The sequence below is a fragment of the Mucilaginibacter aquaedulcis genome, assembly GCF_030409325.1.
Taxonomy (GTDB): Bacteria; Bacteroidota; Bacteroidia; order Sphingobacteriales; family Sphingobacteriaceae; genus Mucilaginibacter; species Mucilaginibacter aquaedulcis.
In genome coordinates this window covers 525,900-542,514 of record NZ_JAUFPR010000004.1, presented here as the reverse complement: position 1 = coordinate 542,514, position 16,615 = coordinate 525,900, and the positions used below count along the sequence as shown (strand labels likewise).

Below are 16,615 nucleotides of genomic sequence, written 5' to 3'. Positions count from 1 at the left end.
TGATTATTAGTATTTTATATGTTATCTTGATACATGAACCATCAAAACTGAGATATCAGACGGAGAAACACCCGAAATTCGGGAAGCCTGACCTAAAGTGCGTGGTTTTATCTTCATTAATTTTTCGCGTGCTTCTTTTGAAAGTGATACCAGGGTATGGTAATTAAATTCGGGGTTAATTTCCCGGTCTTCCATTTTCTTCATGCGGTCAACAATTTCCAATTCTTTTATAAAGTAACTCTCATATTTAATTTTTATTTCAGCCTGCTCAATAGTTTCTTTATCATAGGCTGATAATAATTCGGCTAATGGAGCATCGGCTTTTTTCAGGTCTTCAAAACCCACCTGAGGGCGGCTCAATAAATTAAATAGTTTAGCATTTTGCGATAGGGGGCTGGTACCTAATTCTTCTAATAAACCATTTACATTTGATGGATCGATAGACTTGCTTTTAGTATAAGCTACAATATCATCGGAGTTTTTAACTTTTTGATTTACCTTTTCCAGCCGTTCATCGCTGATCAAACCAAGCTCATGACCCATTGGGCTCAGCCTGATATCCGCATTATCCTGGCGTAATAACAACCTGTGCTCGGCCCTTGAAGTAAACATACGGTATGGTTCTTCGGTACCTTTGGTTACCAGGTCATCAATCAAAACACCAATATATGATTCTGATCTTTTTAGTATCAGCTCATGTTTATCATTGATTTTTTGGTGTGCGTTAATACCGGCAATGAAACCTTGGGATGCTGCTTCCTCATAACCTGTGGTACCATTGATCTGCCCGGCGAAATAGAGATTGCTTACCAGTTTGGTTTCTAAAGTTAAACCTAACTGGGTAGGTGGGAAGTAATCGTATTCGATTGCATAACCCGGACGGAACATTTTAGCGTTCTCAAAACCTGGGATCTGGGTGAGTGCGCGGTACTGAACATCCTCGGGCAGGGAGGTAGAGAAGCCATTAACGTAGATCTCTACTGTATTTAATCCTTCAGGTTCAACAAATATCTGGTGACGATCGCGCTCTGCAAAACGGTTTATTTTATCCTCTATAGATGGGCAATAACGTGGCCCTAAACCCTTGATGCGACCCGTAAACATGGGTGATTTTTCAAAACCTTCTTTCAGTGTTTCGTGTACTTTGAGGTTAGTATAAGTGATCCAGCAGCAGCGTTGTTGCTCTATCATCTCTACATCAGTAAACGAAAAACGACCGCGTTCTTCATCGCCCCATTGCTCTTCCATGAGGCTATAGTTTAAGCTGCGGCCATCAATACGGGGTGGGGTACCGGTTTTCATACGGCCGGCTTCAAAGCCAAGTTCTATTAGCTGCTCGGTTAAACCTGTAGCTGCTCTTTCACCAGCCCTGCCGCCACCAAATCTCTTTTCACCTATATGTATAAGGCCATTTAAAAATGTACCATTGGTAAGCACAACGGAGTCAGCTTCAATCTCTATACCTATAGATGTACGTACACCTTTAATAGTATTATCCTTTACTAAAAGGGATGTAACAGTGTCTTGCCAGAAATCAACATTAGGGGTTTTTTCCAAGGCTAAACGCCACTCTTCAGCAAAGCGCATACGATCACTTTGAGCCCTTGGGCTCCACATAGCAGGGCCTTTTGAGCGATTAAGCATGCGGAATTGCAATGATGTTTTGTCGGTTATAATACCTGAATAACCACCCAAAGCATCAATCTCCCGCACTATTTGTCCCTTGGCAACACCGCCCATGGCAGGGTTACAACTCATCTGAGCAATGGTTCCCATATTCATGGTGATCAATAAAACAGATGAACCAAGATTGGCAGCAGCAGCAGCAGCTTCGCAGCCGGCATGACCTGCACCAACAACTATTACATTATATTTTTTGAACATTTTTACCTCCATGTTCCACGTGGAACATTATAATCTTTCCTATTGTATAAGGTTAATATTAACCCTGAATAAGTTTAAAATTGTATTATAGTGAATAGGTTTTAGTTATTAAACAGGACTTATTTAAACGTTTATAAGTCTTGGTTTAATAGTAATGTTCCACGTGGAACATTACTATGTTTTATGTTAAAACAAGCTTGTACAGCCTGCAAAGCTATCTAATCTATATTGATGTTCCTCTTGAAGATCTGAATAATGATATTAAAGCTACAAATCCCCAAACACCTTCCAATACCACAAATGGGTAGAAGCTAACCATATACGATGCATAACAGCAAGTACCTGCACCAAGTAAGTTTAATAAGCTATATAACTTACTTTCTGATGGTAGTTTCTTATATAAATTTAATAAAAAAGCTATCAAAAGGATAATTACACCAACAGATGCTATGATATCAGAAGTTTTCATATTATGATTCTTTTAACTCTGTTAATTCCATCCAACGGGTGCTTTTAGCATCCAATTTCTTATTCAGATCTTCAATCTGATTAATGATCTCATTTAGTTTGGATGGTTCAATGCCTACCGCGTTTAGTTGATTTGTTTTGTCCTTTATCTGGTTTTCTACCTGCTCAATTTCGGTTTCAAGGGTTTCCAGCTCTTTAGTTTCCTTAAAACTTAGCTTATTCTTTTTGGGGGTGGAAGCAGCTACTGGAGCAGGGGCCGCTGGTGCTTTTTTGCTCTGCTGCTTGGCTTCTTCCAATTCTAAACGGTATGATGAGTAGTTACCATTATATATACGTACGTTACCGCCTTCTTCCATAATAAAAAGCTGCTCGGTAAGCTTATCTAATAAATACCTGTCGTGCGATACCATCATCAATACACCGCCGTAATTAGTTAAAAACTCTTCCAATACGTTTAGCGTATCAATATCAAGATCGTTGGTAGGCTCATCCAGAATCAGAAAGTTAGGGTTCTTCATCAGGATGCTCATTAGCTGCAAGCGTTTCTTTTCACCGCCACTTAGTTTTGATATAAAACCATACTGTTTGGCAGGAGGGAAGAGAAACAACGTGAGCAGGGCAGAAGCCGATATGGTTTTACCATCGGCCATGGTAATAAACTCTGCTACGTTTTTTACAACGTCAATTACCCTTTCGTCTTCCTTAAAGTTTAAACCAGCCTGATGGAAATATCCTATTACAGTAGTTTCGCCCTTTACCACAGTTCCCTGATCGGGTTGTAATGCTCCGGTAATTAAATTAAGTAGGGTTGATTTACCACTGCCGTTACGGCCGGCTAAACCAATCCTGTCGCCTTTTTTAAATACATAGCTAAAGTCTTTAATAAAGGTTTGGTCACGAAATGATTTATACAGATGCTCCATCTCCATGATCTTGTTACCCTGGCGTGCTGTTTTAACACTCAGCTCAACCTTTTCGCGGATACCACCGGCCTTTGTTTTTTCTTCCAGGTCATAATAGGCATCAATACGAGCCTTTGATTTGGTACCGCGGGCCTGTGGCTGGCGGCGCATCCATTCCAGCTCCTTGCGCAGCAAGTTGCTGTTCTTTTGAAAGGATGCCTCGTCGGCTGCATCACGCTCTGCTTTCTTTTCTAAGTAATAGCCGTAGCTGCCGTTGTATGGAACTATCTTGCCACGGTCAATCTCTAATATCTCGTTACAAACATTGTCAAGGAAGTATCTGTCGTGCGTAACCATGAGTATGGTCTTGTTACCCTCGGTTAACAGTTTCTCCAGCCACTCAATAGTGTCAATATCCAGGTGGTTGGTAGGCTCATCCAGTATATAAATATCAGGGTCCTCAATAAGTAGCTTAGCCAATGCTAAACGTTTCTTTTGTCCGCCCGATAGGGTGTTGATCTTTTGGTTAAGATGATGAATATCTAACCTGCCCAAAATGGTCTTGATCTTGTATTCATATTCCCAGGCATCCACATCGCTCATCTCTTCCATCACCTTTTCAATAGCCTTGGCATTGTCGGGTTCATTCTCCAACAGCTCTTCGTAACGGCGGATCAGTTGTTGCTGCACATCATCGGCATGAAAAATATAATCGCTGATGGTTACGGCATTTTTGAAGTGGGGGTCTTGCTCCAGGTAACCCATGTTCAGGTCACGGCTTTGTACAACCTTGCCCTCTGTAGGCTTTATTTGGCCCGACAGTAGTTTTAACAGGGTTGATTTACCTGCTCCGTTAACACCCACCAGTGCAACCCTGCGCCCACGGTTAATACCAATGGTGATGTTTTTAAAAAGCCAGTTGTCATGAAACTGATGACCAAGATTCTCGGCAGAAATGTAAGTGCTCACGATAGTTGTTTTATTTGATCAGACTCATATATAAATAAGCCTTTTGTATTTTGCATTGACTGTTTGTACATCGCCTTAGCCACTGTGGTTGCCGGGATGCTTTTATACTTCTTTAATCCTCCAAACAATAAAGGATTTATTATTATATATAAATAGCTTATTATTTTTTCCATAGCCCGTTTTTCCTGCCTGTCGCCGGTTAAAAACGATGGCCGGTAGATATACAGGGCAGGGGTGCCTACCTTTTGCAGGTCATTTTCGGTTTCACCTTTTGTTTTTAAATAAAAAGTAGACGAAGCCGCGTTAGCACCTATTGACGAAACCAAATGATATTGTTTAACGCCATTTTGATGTGCCAATTGCGCCAGTTGCAAAGGATAATCATGGTCAATTGCGCGGTAAACAGTCTTATCAGGTGTTTTAGCTTTAGTTGTACCCAGGCAACAAAACAAGGCATGGCCCGTTAGGTGCTCTTTGTAAGCATCTAAACGGTCAAAATCAACCACAAACTGCGACAGTTTATAATGTTTAATTGGTAATTCTTTTCTGACCAGAATCAGCACCTCATCATAAAATGGCTCTTGCAGCAAAATATCCAATAAAATACTGCCAATTAGTCCGCTTGAACCTGCAATAATAGCTTTATGCGCCATTGTATACAAAATTTTTGCAAAAGTACGCATAATTAAATTGTGGAATAAAAATTGTGTGTTTAAACATATAAATAGGAGAACATCCATGAAAACAATATTTTATCCCGAAAACGAACGCGGAAAAAATAATATAGGCTGGTTAAAAGCAAACTTTTCTTTCAGCTTTGCATCGTATTATGATGCTGATAAAGTGCACTTTGGCGCATTAAGGGTATTAAATGATGATACCATAGCTGCCGGAACCGGTTTTGGTACCCATCCGCATGATAATATGGAAATTGTAACCATACCTTTAGAGGGAGGTTTGGAGCATAAAGACAGCATGGGTAATACAGGTGTAATTAGTGCAGGCGAAGTTCAGATCATGTCGGCAGGTACAGGTGTATACCATTCGGAATATAATGCATCAAAAACACAGGAGGCCAAAACGCTGCAGATATGGCTTTTTCCGAAAGAGAGGAACATACAGCCACGTTATGATCAAAAAAGCTTTACAGAGGCTTTAAAGCCTAATCAGCTGGTTACTTTGGTATCTCCTGTAGAGAGTGCCGATACACTTTGGATAAACCAGGATGCTACTTTCAGTATGGGTAATTTTGATGCAGGCCAGCAGATAAGCTATGATATAAAAACTGAAGGCAATGGCGCCTACGTATTTGTGTTAGAAGGATCGATCAAAATAAACAGCGCGGTTTTAAACAAAAGAGATGCGCTGGGTGTTTATGATACCAGTTCATTTATAATTGAACCCGAAGAACGTTCCCGTTTTTTGATCATTGACGTACCAATGTCATAAACCTGCAAACCGAAACCTAAAGGTTAATTTTCTTGAACTGCAAAATAAATATGGTAACGTATGGCAGAACAAGCAATTACCGGATGGAGAAAATGGGCCGAAGGCATTGGTGAACAATGCATTTTTTTCAGCAGGTTTTTCAGAAACATTTTTACCGGTGGTTTTGAATGGTCGGAATTTGTAAGGCAATGTTATGAAATAGGCTATCGCTCCATGATGCTGGTAGGTATAACCTCCTTTATCATGGGGCTGGTTTTAATAGTACAGCTTCGGCCATCGCTGGTTGAGCTGGGTGCTGCCAGTATGTTGCCCAAAACTCTGGCTGTATCCTTGATCAGGGAAATAGGCCCTGTTATTACCGCTATCATCTGTGCCGGTAAAATAGCCTCAAGCATAGGCGCCGAGCTGGGCAGCATGAAAGTTACCGAGCAAATTGATGCTATGGAGGTATCAGGAGCAAACCCGCTTCAATATCTCGTTGTTACGCGGGTTTTCGCAACCAGTATCATGGTACCCCTGCTGGCCATCATTGGCGACGTTATAGGGCTGTTTGGGGGCTTCCTGGCCCTTAATATTACAGATAACATCAGTCTCTCTCTTTATTTTACCAAATGTATCTCTTCTCTTGATTTTTCAGACCTGTTGCCGGCTGTTGTTAAAACTGTGTTTTTCGGTTTCGCGATAGGCTTTGTAGGCTGCTATAAGGGTTACCATTCCAATAAAGGTACCGAGAGTGTAGGGATAGCCGCCAACTCGGCTGTGGTAACCGCATCCTTGTGGATCTTTGTTATTGATGCCATAGCCGTCCAAATTACCAGTTTGTTATTTTATCATTGATATGAAAGCGGCCGATCAACATAATGAAACTAAAAAGCAAATACCAGCTAAAGCTAAAAAGCAGGACGAGGTGGTTATTCATGCCAAAGGATTAAAAAAAGGCTTTGTAGATAAGGAAGTGCTCCGGGATATCACATTCGACCTTAAAAGAGGTGAAAATATGGTGATTTTAGGTAAATCAGGCCAGGGCAAATCGGTAACTATCCAGTGCATTGTAGGTATGCTTAAACCGAATGCAGGTGAGTTAACTGTTTTTGGCGAAAAGGTTGCTGAACTTAACGATGAGGAACTTAAACAGCTGCGCATAAAAATAGGTTTCCTGTTTCAGAGCGGGGCACTTTATGATTCCATGACTGTACGCGAAAACTTGGAGTTTCCATTAACCCGTGTGCTGAAGCTAAATGATCAGCAGGAAATAGATAAGCGGGTAGAGGAAGTACTTGATGGTGTAGGTCTGCTGGATGCTATAGACAAGCTGCCCTCTGACCTTTCGGGCGGAATGCGTAAAAGGGTAGGGCTTGCCCGTACCATGATCGTGAAGCCCGAAATTATGCTTTACGATGAACCTACTACTGGTCTTGACCCTATTACTTCGAGGGAAATAAGCGAGCTGATTCTTCATCTGCAGGAAAAATATAAAACATCGTCGGTAATTATCACACACGATATGGAATGTGCCCGCATCACGGCCGACCGCGTTTTAGTGATGGATAATGGAGAGTTTATAGCCGAGGGTTCATTTAAAGAACTACAAAAATCGGATAACAAAATTGTAAGATCATTTTTTAACCAAGAGATATGAAAACCACATCTGCACAGAAAATAAAGATAGGCCTGTTCACATTCGTGGGCCTGGTGGTATTGGCATTAGGTATTTTTTTTATTGGCAGCCAAAAAAGCTTGTTCAATTCAACCTTTAACGTATATGGCACCTTTAAAAATGTAAGCGGCCTGCAGGTGGGTAATAACGTGCGCTTTGCGGGCATCAATGTGGGCGTGGTGCAATCTATCAATATCGTGACCGATAGTTCGGTACGTGTTGATCTGACCTTGAATAACAAGGTTAAAAAGTTCATCAAGACAGATTCAAAAATCAGCATTGGCAGCGACGGATTAATGGGCGATAAACTGGTGGTGATTGCCCCGGGTGGTGTAACCAGCCAGGAGGAGGTTAAGCCGGGCGGTAAACTGGGATCTATAAACCCGGTTGATGTGGATAAGATAATAACCAAGCTCACGCGCGTAGCCGACAACGCCGAAACCCTGACTACCGACCTGTCGCAAATTGTTGGTAAGATCAATAGCGGCAAGGGAAGCATTGGCCGTATGCTCAATAATGAGGAAATGGCTAAAAATATTGAAAGCACAGTTAAGCAGGCTCAAACCACTATGAAAACCGTTCATAGAACCACCAATACCCTTAATGAGGATCTGACAGCGGCACAGCATAATTTTTTATTGCGTGGTTTCTTTAATAAAAAGAAAAAGGCTGCCAAAGCCAAACAGGATTCTATCAAAAAAGTGCAGGAAGAGGCGCAGAAAGAGAAAGAAAAAGCTGCTGAAAAGGCCGCAAAACAAAAGGCAGATTCAAAGGGAGATAACGGGAATTAAAAGGAGCCAAACAGAACCAAAAAATGCCCAAAAGGCAAATAATGAAGTGTTTATAAAATTTATTTCGTTTAACTTAAACTGTGTTTCGTCAGTTAAAATGATCAATTGGTGTAAGTTTTTGTGTACTAAAATTTACAAACACTTAACACAACTAAGTACAACTATATAGAATACTATACATATACAATAAAAGTAGCCCTAAAAAACAGGCACTTTTTGGTGAATAAAAAGAACAACAAAAAAGCCCCGATAATTACCGGAGCTTTTTGTTTTGCAGTTAAATATCTTAGTTCAGATACTTTGTAATGTCTTCAGATAATGGAGTGGTTTGTGACCTGAAACGGTGGATCAGTTTGCCATTTTCGTCGATCAGGAATTTTTCAAAGTTCCATTTAATTTCGCCTGTAAAATCAGGGTTAGGGGCAGTGGTGAGGTACTGGAATAATGGGTCGATGTCAAGGCCTTTCACGCTAACCTTACCGCTCATAGGGAAGGTAACTGAAAAGTTTTCCTTGCAAAATGTTTTAATGTCCTGATTGGTACCTGGCTCCTGACCGCCAAAGTTGTTGGCCGGGAAACCTACTACTACTAACTTACCTTTGTACTGCTCAGATAATTTTTCCAGATCAGTATATTGCTTGGTAAAACCACATTTAGAGGCCGTATTAACAATAAGCACTTTTTTGCCTTTGTATTTGGCCAGTGAAAAATCCTGCCCATCAATGGTTTTCAGTTTAAACTCATAAACAGATGATGGCGCCGAAATAAAAAGGAACGCTAATATTAAAGTAAGTAATTTCATTTTGTTGATAATTGATTGTAAAACAGAGTAAATGTAGATATTAAAAAGGTCTTTTTGCCAAATATTCGTCCTCTTTTTGTGTCATTTTCTGCTTTGTAACAGCACTTTTATCTTTGTAGCCTAAAAGGTGTAATGCACCATGGATGATTACCCTGTGTAGCTCGTCTGTTTCGCTTATTTTAAACTTGGCGGCATTTTCACGTACCCGCTCAACAGAGATGAAAATGTCACCTACAATATCACCCTCAACTTCCGAATTATCAAAAGTAATGATATCCGTATAGGTATCATGATCAAGGTATTGCTGGTTCATGGGCAGCAGGTAGGCGTCTGAGCAAAAAACGTAGGTAAGTTCCTTTAACTTAAAACCCTCGGCGATTATGGTATCTTTGATCCATTGGCGCACAAGGGCTTTATTTTTAAGTTTGTATATGATGTCTTCTTCAAAAAACTGGATAGCCGGCATTATATTTTAAAGTGTAGTTCAATAGTATTACCTGAGACATTAAAAATGCATTGATCTGCCAGGTGTTTAATAATAAAAACGCCCCTTCCGGTTAAATTTTCAAGATTTTCTGGTGCGGTGGGATCGGGCAGGTTGGCATAGTCAAAACCGGGACCTTCATCGGTAACGGTCCATATGATGCGTTTTGGCTCTACTTCAGCATTAATGATCACTTTTTTATTTTCATCCAATTTGTTACCATGTATAATGGCATTGATGGCAGCTTCATTAAGGCAGGTCATCATGTTGGCGAAAGTATCTTCTGCTACATGATATTTATCAGCAATTTCTTCAATCAACAACTCAAGCTGCGCTATGCTTTCCGTTTTTGACGGCAGCTGTAACGTAAACAATTCACTGCTGGTATGAACATTTGCCTGTTCCATATTATTTGGCATTAAGTTGATCAAAGTAAGATTTAATTTTTTGTTTGTAATACAAATTAAGTGCCGGAGATACTGTTTTAATTTGCTCCGTTTGCTTGTTACTTTGCTGCTGGTATCCCTGCAGCGCTTTTATGTATCCCGGCGGTATATTTTTACCGGCCTGGCTTTCTCTTTGTTTGTCTTGTTCGCGTTCTTGTTCGGCTTTTTCGGCCTCCAATAAGCGACTTTGGATCTGTTGTTGTCTTTTTAAGGCATCGTCTGTAATCTTCCTGTTTACGAGATCATGCTCAGTTTGTTCCATTTCTTTGGAAATTTTATCCAGATTACCCAAGCCTCCCTTGCCGTCTTTATTTTCTTCCTGGTTAATTTGCTCCAATGCCTGCCTTATCATTTGCTGCTGCCGCGCCATGCGGGCCAGCTGCTCGCTCATGTTATTTCCCTGGCCGCCCTGCTGGTTTTTACCCTGGTTACCTTCTTTGCCCTGCTGTCCTTTGCCCTGATTACCTTGCTGTTGCATCTGATCACGTGCCTTTTGCATGTTTTGATTCAGCTGCTCCTGCAGCTTGGCCAGCTGAGATACCGACTGCTTTTTGCCCTTGCCTTTTCCGCTTTTTCCCATCTGTTTTTGCAGCTGTTCCAATGCCTCATTCAACATGAGGGCCAGGTTGTTCATTGCGGTCATTGCATATTGCTGATGACGGTTGGCCTCACTTGTGCGCCTGTCGCCCAGGTTTTCGAGTGACTGGTCAATATGGTTATTGATATTGCTAATCTCCTCATTTACGGTTGATTGTATTTGAGGGATACGCCTGCTAAGCGAATAAAGACTATCCTCGGCAGTTTTAAGGTTATCCTTTATATCCTTCTGACTTTGCGACAGTGTTATATACGACGGATCTGTTGGGCTGGTTGCTTTTAAGGTTTGCATCACCTTTTCCTGGTTAAAGGAACTATTCACCAGGCTTTTCAGCAGCTCGCGCAGTTGCTGGGCATCAACAGCGTTTTCCTTGCTTTCTCCATCGGCATTATTTTGCTCCATCTTGGCGGCCAGTTCCTGCATTTGTTTTGCTGCCTGCTGCTGTGCCTTTGAAGCGCCCTGTTTATTGTTTTTCTGCAACTCATTCTTGCTTTGATCCATTTGCTGATCAATGCTTTGGGTTTCTTTTTCGGGGTTTTGAAAATCCTGTTTATGCTCGGCCTGTTCGTTTGTTTTCTGCAGATCTTCCAGCCCCTTTTTTATATCCTGAAAGTCTTTTTTCAGATTTTCCTGCTCCTGCTGCAACGCTTTCTGATCGGCACCCTGTTGTTTGCTTTTATCAGATAATTGCTGCTCCTTTTGAGCAAGTTTATTCAATTGATCAACGCTTTGATTTAGTTTTTGATCAAACTCCAGCTTTTTATAGAGCTCAAGCATACGGTCAAGCTCTTTTTTGAGCGACTTATTATCCATCTGCATTTTTGATAATTCATCGCGGGTGGCATCTTTCTGCTCCTGATCTAAAAGTTTCTGCAGGTTTTGCAGCAGTTCTTTTGTTTTTTGATCAAGTACGTTGTTAAACAGGTTTTCAATTTGCTTTTGCTTGGCTAAAAGCTCCTGGTTTTGCTGCTGGTTTTCCTGGCGGTTGTACAGGTTTTTCTGATTTTCGTCTTTAATTTCTTTTACCAGATCTTCCAGGTCGCGGCGTTTTTGAAGCAGATCCTCCACCTGTTTTTTTTCATCGAATGAGAGGGTGTTTTTATTAAGCAATAACTGATTAAGCTTTTGCGAATCGTGCTCAACCTGGCCTGCCAGTTTAATGGCCGACTGCATTTTTTGTTTCACGGCCTGAGTACCGGCATTTAACTGTTCGTTAATGGCTTTGCTGTCGGGCATGTTGAGTGTATGTTCTGTGCTGCGCGCCTTTTTGGGGCCATTTACACCATCATTATCGGCCACTTCAAAGAAGTAAGTTACCCGGGCGCCTGCTTCAACACCGAGCTCTTTTAAATTCCAGAAGTAAAAAAAATCCGACTGTGTTTGATCCATCGCCGCCTTAATTGGTTTTACAAACGTTTTTTGCTGATTGTTATTACCAGCAGCTTGTACAGTGTAGTGAAACGTTAATGACGAAAAACCGTGGTCGTCCTGAATTTTACCATTGAAATACAAGGCGTTCATGCTTACCGAATCAGATTTTTCCTGTACCGTAATAGCCGGGGCCTCGTCAGTAATTACATTAATATGATACGTGGCCGAGTCGGTGTGATTAACCATCGTATTAACCGGGGCCAGTTTGTAAATGGAATTTTTGTTAACTTTTTCTGAATGCTCAAATATATCAGGTGCGCTTAGTCGGGCAGGCTGTGTAAGGCCATTCATGGTAAATTGTACGCCTGATGCATGCTGCGTGTGCAGCTGCCAGTTTACCCGGGTTCCTTCAGGTATTACCAGATCACCGGCATTGATTAGTTTTTCGGCCTTTTTGTGCAGGTAAGCGGGGTAGTTGAGTTCTACATCAAAATGCAACAGTGCGGGCTTTTGATTTACCGTGATATTGTAAGGAGCTGAGCTGAACCCGTTGGCAATTAATTTGAACGATGTGTTTTGCTGCAAGTTGGTAAATAGGTAATGAAAGCGGCTAATGTTTTCTTTATCGAGCTTAAAAGTATTATTGGTGGTTTCTACATATACATCGGCCGGTAGCTTATCGCCATCAAGCCTGAGGTCGAGTTTCAGGTCATCGCCCTGTACTACCGAAAGTGTTTTATTAAGAACGTTGAATTTAAAAGGCGCAACAGGGGCAAAGTATTCGTTATGCCTGATAAGCCTTTTGGTGCTTTCGGTTAAAATAGATGGGGCGGCAAAGGCCAGTACAATGATAACCGCCAACGGCGCGAGCACCCATTTTAAATATTTGGTGTTTTCGCGGATGTTTATGGCTGATGGGAAGCTAACCGGCTTAAGCGCTTCAATTTTTTGATCGATACTGGCTTCAATGAGCGCGCGATGATTTTCATCGGCAACAGCCAGTTTTTTGAGCTGCAGGGTATTTAATAATTTATCGTTAACGTCATGAAAATGCTTCCCGATAATTTGAGCAGCCTCATCATGAGTTAAAGAACGATTTAGCTTAAACCATGATAATAATGAAGGTAAAATGAGCCAGCAAATTAACCCGGCATTGAGCAGAATGAAAAAATAGAAAAGAATGGTTCTGAAAACGATGTTGAAGTTACCGAAATACTCGCTGAGGGTAATAACCACGTAGGCAGTAAACAAGCCTGCACCTAAAAATATGAGCCCGCGCAGAAAATTATTGAAATAATACTTCCTGATAAAGATGTTGATCTTACCAATCAGTATTTCATAATTTTCAGATGAATTCATATTTAAGCGTAAAAGGTACTTAATTTAAACTAAAACGTAAAAACGGGGCAATTTATATAATAATGATTTTAAGTTGTAGAGAGGCCAATAATAAATAAACTGAACAGTGTTTATGCAAATAACTACGGTTTAATTAAAAGCCTTATTAAATAAAGTTTAAAAAAAAGTTGAAGAAATGGTTTGATATATGAATCAACTTCTTACATTTGCGCCCCTGCAAGTCAGGTAATGGTGTAAATATTTCACCGTTTCGGGATGTAGCGTAGCCCGGTATCGCGCCACATTTGGGATGTGGAGGCCGCAGGTTCGAATCCTGCCATCCCGACTGATACCATTCAAAGCCTGTAAATCATATGATTTATAGGCTTTTTTATTTCTTCTAAAAACAACTCAGAGATAAGCCAGAAAATTTGCGGGGTAATAGAAAGATCATTTGTTTTATGCAATAGTTGAACGAACACGAAAGCATTGCATGACTCCTGCCAAACATTAGCAAGCCTGTTATTCCCAGAGAACATCTTAGAATATTTGAAATTAGTCAACGTAGCCGAGGTTGAAGGCGAACTAAATACTTACCTTGAGGAAAAAACATTGAAATCAAAAAAATAGCTGTTAGGCTGATTTAAGCTTTAAATAAAAACTTGTATGAAGTTAAAAACTATTGATGCATCATCGTTGACACCGGCCGAAATGCAAGTTTATTTGCATTATGCCATTGCCCCCCGGCCAATATGCTTTGTATCCACTATTAACAAAAGGAGTGAGGTTAATTTAAGTCCGTTCAGTTTTTTTAATGTTTTTAGCATAAATCCACCGATATGTGTGTTTTCACCGACAAGCAGGGCGCGGGATAATACCACTAAACACACCCTTGAAAACGTTTTGGAAGTTCCTGAATGTGTGATTAATATCGTAAGCTACGATATGGTGCAACAAACGTACTTAACGAGTATGGATTACAAAAAAGGAGTAAATGAATTTTCGAAAGCGGGGTTTACTGAATTGGCTTCGGAGACTGTAAAGCCACCAAGGGTAGCGGAATCAACCGTTCAATTGGAATGTGTAGTGAATGATGTGACATCGTTAGGAAAAAACGGAGGCGCAGGTAATTTGGTTATTGCCGAGGTAAAACGTATTCATATCAATGAAGCTATTTTGGATGCTGATGGTAAAATAGACCCGCATAAAATAGATCTGGTGGCTCGTTTAGGCGGCGATTGGTATTGCAGGGTAACCAGCGATAATTTATTTAAAATTTCCAAACCAATAGGGCGTGCCGGAATAGGTATCGGCATTGATGCTTTTCCCAATGAGGTTAAAAACTCCGAAGTATTAACCGGGAATAATCTGGGGTTACTGGGGCTAGTTGAAACTTTGCCATCCGATGAGGAGGTAAAGGCCTTTAGTCAAACTGATGAAATAAAAGAATTGGTTGATGCTGCCATTGGCGACAGCCGCACCCTCACCCTGCACCTGCATTTAAAAGCCAAGCAATTGTTAGATAACGGCCGGGTAAGGGACGCCTGGAAAGTGTTATTGATATAATTTGTTTATTGACCATATCACTTGCAAATGATATGATTTACAGGCTTTGTTGTTTTAACAGAGAACAGTCTTTTCGGATTTATCAAAAAATTTAGAAGGCTGAAATAGCTATTTATTTTGTGACCGCGGCAGGTTGATAATCTTTCCAAAGCCACTCCAATGCTTCGGGTAATGTTTGCTTTTTTACGTTATGATCAACGTGCTTTGCATTGCAGGCAAAAACAAATTGGTATGGATAACCTTTAGCCGCGAGTACTTTTGCCATATTTTCGTTTGCTAAAATCCAATCGTGCATACCGTCGCGCATTACGTTTGGGTTAAACAGGTCCTGGTCGCCTACTTCCATCCATATCCTCAAAGGTTTCAAAGGGCTTTTCGGGATCAGGTTTTCATGAAACTCCCATGCTCCATGCGGTATTTTAGGATTGTATGGCCATTGCTGGTTGATGTAAGTACCGGAGTAGGTGAGTACACGGTGATACAATTCGGGATGGTACCATGACATGATCAGGGCACATGAACCGCCCGAACTACCACCCATAGTAGCGCGTGCAGCAGGGTCTTTAGTTAGTTTTACCCGGCACTTACTTTCTACCAGGGGGAGTATTTCTTTTTCAACAAACTCAGCATACAGCCCGCTCATGGTATCATATTCCAGGCCCCGTTGACTACCCTGTGCATCACCGCTGCCGTTGCTGATAGAGATGGCTATCATCGGTGGTACCTTACCTTCAGCAATCAGGTTATCTAAAACGGTAAATAACAAATTATCGGGCCCATCGGCTCCAACGATGAATGGCGCTGCGGTGCCGGCAACGTATTGTTTAGGAACATATACCGCTACCTGACGGGTATAAGCTGCCGGGTGACTTGTAGTTACAATTAACTTAGCAGGATTTTCCGGATCAACAGTGCCAAATGTATTGGGTTCGCGGGCAATGCCCGGATAAATTTTACTATCCTTAGAATCTATTGTAAAATGAAATATCTCTCCCTTGGGCACATTGTTTTGTACGATTGATTCTGGTGCAGGATCATGGGTTGGGCCGATAATATAATTACCATTAGAAGCGGGCGAGGGTACAACACCATCCGGCAACGCGGTGGCAGATACGTACCCGGGCGTATGCGGATCACGGATGGGTATTTGAGCCCAGGCAGCGCCTGCAATACAGATCATAGCGGCCACCATGGCGCTATCAATTACTTTGTTTAGCCTCATTATATTAAACTCTGCCCAATGGTAAGCAAATTGTTATCAGGATCGTGAATGGAAAACTCTTTTTGCATCCAGGGTTTATACTCCAGTTTGGTTATGTTGAGATCCTGGCTTTGGGCAAACTTGTAAAAAGCTTCAATATCATCGGTACGGATATATACTTGCCCATAGTTTTCTGCAGGGTCTACATCTTTAAATTCAAAAAAATGGAGCTGGATGTTGTCTTTTTGAACCATCAGATAGCCATCGTAATCGGCTTTGCCAAACTCCTGAAAACCCAGTTTGTTCAAGTAGAAATCTCTGGTAATGGCCTTATTGCGCATGGGCAATTTAGGGTTCACATCTGTAAGCATATCGGTGATGATTTAATTGGTAGCAGGGGTTGAAGAGCATACTAAAATATTAAAAAAGCATTTAAAATAAAAAAAGAGCTGTTACAAGAGTGTTTTTTATGAATTTATAGGCTTAAAAATAATAGTATAACTGGTTAACTGAATGTTAATCGTTACTTAGACATTTATAACGGGAGACTATTTGCATTTTTGTAAATTCAAAGTAACTTTGAAAAATCTTTTACCTGGCCTTAATGCGTAGCTTAAGTGACTCAATATCAAATATACTAAGTGTAGGAAAATGGTATCAAAACCTATTTTTTTATTCATTAATCACAC

General features: G+C 40.9%; 15 protein-coding genes and 1 tRNA gene. 6 read left to right on the top strand and 10 right to left on the bottom strand.

Annotated features, from left to right (window positions below):
* Positions 1-21 precede the first annotated feature (21 nt).
* The 4 genes from mnmG to QWZ01_RS20630 form a co-directional block, all read right to left on the bottom strand.
* A complete protein-coding gene (gene mnmG, locus QWZ01_RS20645; protein ID WP_290326668.1) occupies positions 22-1,884 on the bottom strand; it encodes a tRNA uridine-5-carboxymethylaminomethyl(34) synthesis enzyme MnmG in 1,863 nt (620 codons plus the stop codon).
* 223 nt (positions 1,885-2,107) lie between these two features.
* Positions 2,108-2,353: a CBU_0592 family membrane protein gene (locus tag QWZ01_RS20640; protein ID WP_290326666.1), complete on the bottom strand. Its 246-nt coding sequence runs from the start codon at positions 2,351-2,353 to the stop codon at positions 2,108-2,110.
* 1 nt (position 2,354) lies between these two features.
* Positions 2,355-4,223 carry an ABC-F family ATP-binding cassette domain-containing protein gene (locus QWZ01_RS20635; RefSeq protein ID WP_290326664.1) on the bottom strand — a complete coding sequence of 623 codons (1,869 nt, stop codon included), beginning with the start codon at positions 4,221-4,223 and terminating at the stop codon, positions 2,355-2,357.
* The gene (locus QWZ01_RS20630; protein WP_290326662.1) at positions 4,220-4,876 is read right to left on the bottom strand and encodes an oxidoreductase; all 657 of its coding nucleotides are present in this window, start codon (positions 4,874-4,876) and stop codon (positions 4,220-4,222) included. The genes QWZ01_RS20635 and QWZ01_RS20630 overlap by 4 nt, the downstream gene beginning before the upstream one ends.
* Positions 4,877-4,961: 85 nt before the next feature.
* On the opposite strand from QWZ01_RS20630, the gene QWZ01_RS20625 reads away from it, so the two are divergent.
* From QWZ01_RS20625 to QWZ01_RS20610, 4 genes are read left to right on the top strand one after another with little or no spacing between them, the layout of a single operon-like run.
* Positions 4,962-5,672: a pirin family protein gene (locus QWZ01_RS20625; RefSeq protein ID WP_290326660.1), complete on the top strand. Its 711-nt coding sequence runs from the start codon at positions 4,962-4,964 to the stop codon at positions 5,670-5,672.
* Between the two features lie 60 nt (positions 5,673-5,732).
* Positions 5,733-6,509, top strand: coding sequence for an MlaE family ABC transporter permease (locus QWZ01_RS20620; RefSeq protein WP_290326658.1), 777 nt, complete (start codon positions 5,733-5,735; stop codon positions 6,507-6,509).
* Between the two features lies 1 nt (position 6,510).
* Positions 6,511-7,311 carry an ABC transporter ATP-binding protein gene (locus QWZ01_RS20615; RefSeq protein ID WP_290326656.1) on the top strand — a complete coding sequence of 267 codons (801 nt, stop codon included), beginning with the start codon at positions 6,511-6,513 and terminating at the stop codon, positions 7,309-7,311.
* Positions 7,308-8,120, top strand: a complete 813-nt coding sequence (locus tag QWZ01_RS20610) for an MlaD family protein (RefSeq protein ID WP_290326654.1) — start codon at positions 7,308-7,310, stop codon at positions 8,118-8,120. The genes QWZ01_RS20615 and QWZ01_RS20610 overlap by 4 nt, the downstream gene beginning before the upstream one ends.
* Positions 8,121-8,406: 286 nt before the next feature.
* On the opposite strand, the gene QWZ01_RS20605 is transcribed toward QWZ01_RS20610, so the two are convergent.
* The 4 genes from QWZ01_RS20605 to QWZ01_RS20590 are packed head-to-tail and all read right to left on the bottom strand — an operon-like array spanning position 8,407 to position 13,180.
* The gene (locus QWZ01_RS20605) at positions 8,407-8,922 is read right to left on the bottom strand and encodes a glutathione peroxidase (RefSeq protein WP_290326652.1); all 516 of its coding nucleotides are present in this window, start codon (positions 8,920-8,922) and stop codon (positions 8,407-8,409) included.
* Positions 8,923-8,962: 40 nt separating this feature from the next.
* Positions 8,963-9,388 (bottom strand): rRNA maturation RNase YbeY, encoded by a 426-nt coding sequence (ybeY, locus tag QWZ01_RS20600; RefSeq protein WP_290326651.1) that lies wholly within the window; start codon positions 9,386-9,388, stop codon positions 8,963-8,965.
* Positions 9,388-9,813, bottom strand: a complete 426-nt coding sequence (locus tag QWZ01_RS20595; protein WP_290326650.1) for an ATP-binding protein — start codon at positions 9,811-9,813, stop codon at positions 9,388-9,390. The genes ybeY and QWZ01_RS20595 overlap by 1 nt, the downstream gene beginning before the upstream one ends.
* A 1-nt stretch (position 9,814) precedes the next feature.
* Positions 9,815-13,180, bottom strand: a complete 3,366-nt coding sequence (locus QWZ01_RS20590) for a DUF4175 family protein (protein ID WP_290326649.1) — start codon at positions 13,178-13,180, stop codon at positions 9,815-9,817.
* Positions 13,181-13,431: 251 nt separating this feature from the next.
* On the opposite strand from QWZ01_RS20590, the gene QWZ01_RS20585 reads away from it, so the two are divergent.
* Together QWZ01_RS20585 and QWZ01_RS20580 are read left to right on the top strand one after the other, a co-directional pair.
* Positions 13,432-13,505: transfer RNA gene (locus tag QWZ01_RS20585), tRNA-Pro, on the top strand.
* 320 nt (positions 13,506-13,825) lie between these two features.
* Positions 13,826-14,725, top strand: a complete 900-nt coding sequence (locus tag QWZ01_RS20580; protein ID WP_290326648.1) for a flavin reductase family protein — start codon at positions 13,826-13,828, stop codon at positions 14,723-14,725.
* A gap of 112 nt (positions 14,726-14,837) precedes the next feature.
* Here the strand turns inward: QWZ01_RS20580 and QWZ01_RS20575 are convergent, their stop codons facing one another.
* The gene (locus QWZ01_RS20575; RefSeq protein WP_290326647.1) at positions 14,838-15,947 is read right to left on the bottom strand and encodes an alpha/beta hydrolase; all 1,110 of its coding nucleotides are present in this window, start codon (positions 15,945-15,947) and stop codon (positions 14,838-14,840) included.
* Positions 15,947-16,297: a bleomycin resistance protein gene (locus QWZ01_RS20570; RefSeq protein ID WP_290326646.1), complete on the bottom strand. Its 351-nt coding sequence runs from the start codon at positions 16,295-16,297 to the stop codon at positions 15,947-15,949. Before QWZ01_RS20570 ends, QWZ01_RS20575 begins: the two co-directional genes overlap by 1 nt.
* Between the last annotated feature and the right edge of the window lie 318 nt (positions 16,298-16,615).

What these genes read in the sequence shown, in the direction of transcription:
- QWZ01_RS20590 (WP_290326649.1), bottom strand. Translation starts at nt 13,180, where the DNA reads ATGAATTCATCTGAAAATTATGAAATACTGATTGGTAAGATCAACATC.
- QWZ01_RS20640 (WP_290326666.1), bottom strand. Translation starts at nt 2,353, where the DNA reads ATGAAAACTTCTGATATCATAGCATCTGTTGGTGTAATTATCCTTTTG.
- ybeY (WP_290326651.1), bottom strand. Translation starts at nt 9,388, where the DNA reads ATGCCGGCTATCCAGTTTTTTGAAGAAGACATCATATACAAACTTAAA.
- QWZ01_RS20630 (WP_290326662.1), bottom strand. Translation starts at nt 4,876, where the DNA reads ATGGCGCATAAAGCTATTATTGCAGGTTCAAGCGGACTAATTGGCAGT.
- QWZ01_RS20605 (WP_290326652.1), bottom strand. Translation starts at nt 8,922, where the DNA reads ATGAAATTACTTACTTTAATATTAGCGTTCCTTTTTATTTCGGCGCCA.
- QWZ01_RS20595 (WP_290326650.1), bottom strand. Translation starts at nt 9,813, where the DNA reads ATGGAACAGGCAAATGTTCATACCAGCAGTGAATTGTTTACGTTACAG.
- QWZ01_RS20580 (WP_290326648.1), top strand. Translation starts at nt 13,826, where the DNA reads ATGAAGTTAAAAACTATTGATGCATCATCGTTGACACCGGCCGAAATG.
- QWZ01_RS20625 (WP_290326660.1), top strand. Translation starts at nt 4,962, where the DNA reads ATGAAAACAATATTTTATCCCGAAAACGAACGCGGAAAAAATAATATA.
- QWZ01_RS20620 (WP_290326658.1), top strand. Translation starts at nt 5,733, where the DNA reads ATGGCAGAACAAGCAATTACCGGATGGAGAAAATGGGCCGAAGGCATT.
- QWZ01_RS20575 (WP_290326647.1), bottom strand. Translation starts at nt 15,947, where the DNA reads ATGAGGCTAAACAAAGTAATTGATAGCGCCATGGTGGCCGCTATGATC.
- QWZ01_RS20610 (WP_290326654.1), top strand. Translation starts at nt 7,308, where the DNA reads ATGAAAACCACATCTGCACAGAAAATAAAGATAGGCCTGTTCACATTC.
- QWZ01_RS20570 (WP_290326646.1), bottom strand. Translation starts at nt 16,297, where the DNA reads ATGCTTACAGATGTGAACCCTAAATTGCCCATGCGCAATAAGGCCATT.
- mnmG (WP_290326668.1), bottom strand. Translation starts at nt 1,884, where the DNA reads ATGTTCAAAAAATATAATGTAATAGTTGTTGGTGCAGGTCATGCCGGC.
- QWZ01_RS20615 (WP_290326656.1), top strand. Translation starts at nt 6,511, where the DNA reads ATGAAAGCGGCCGATCAACATAATGAAACTAAAAAGCAAATACCAGCT.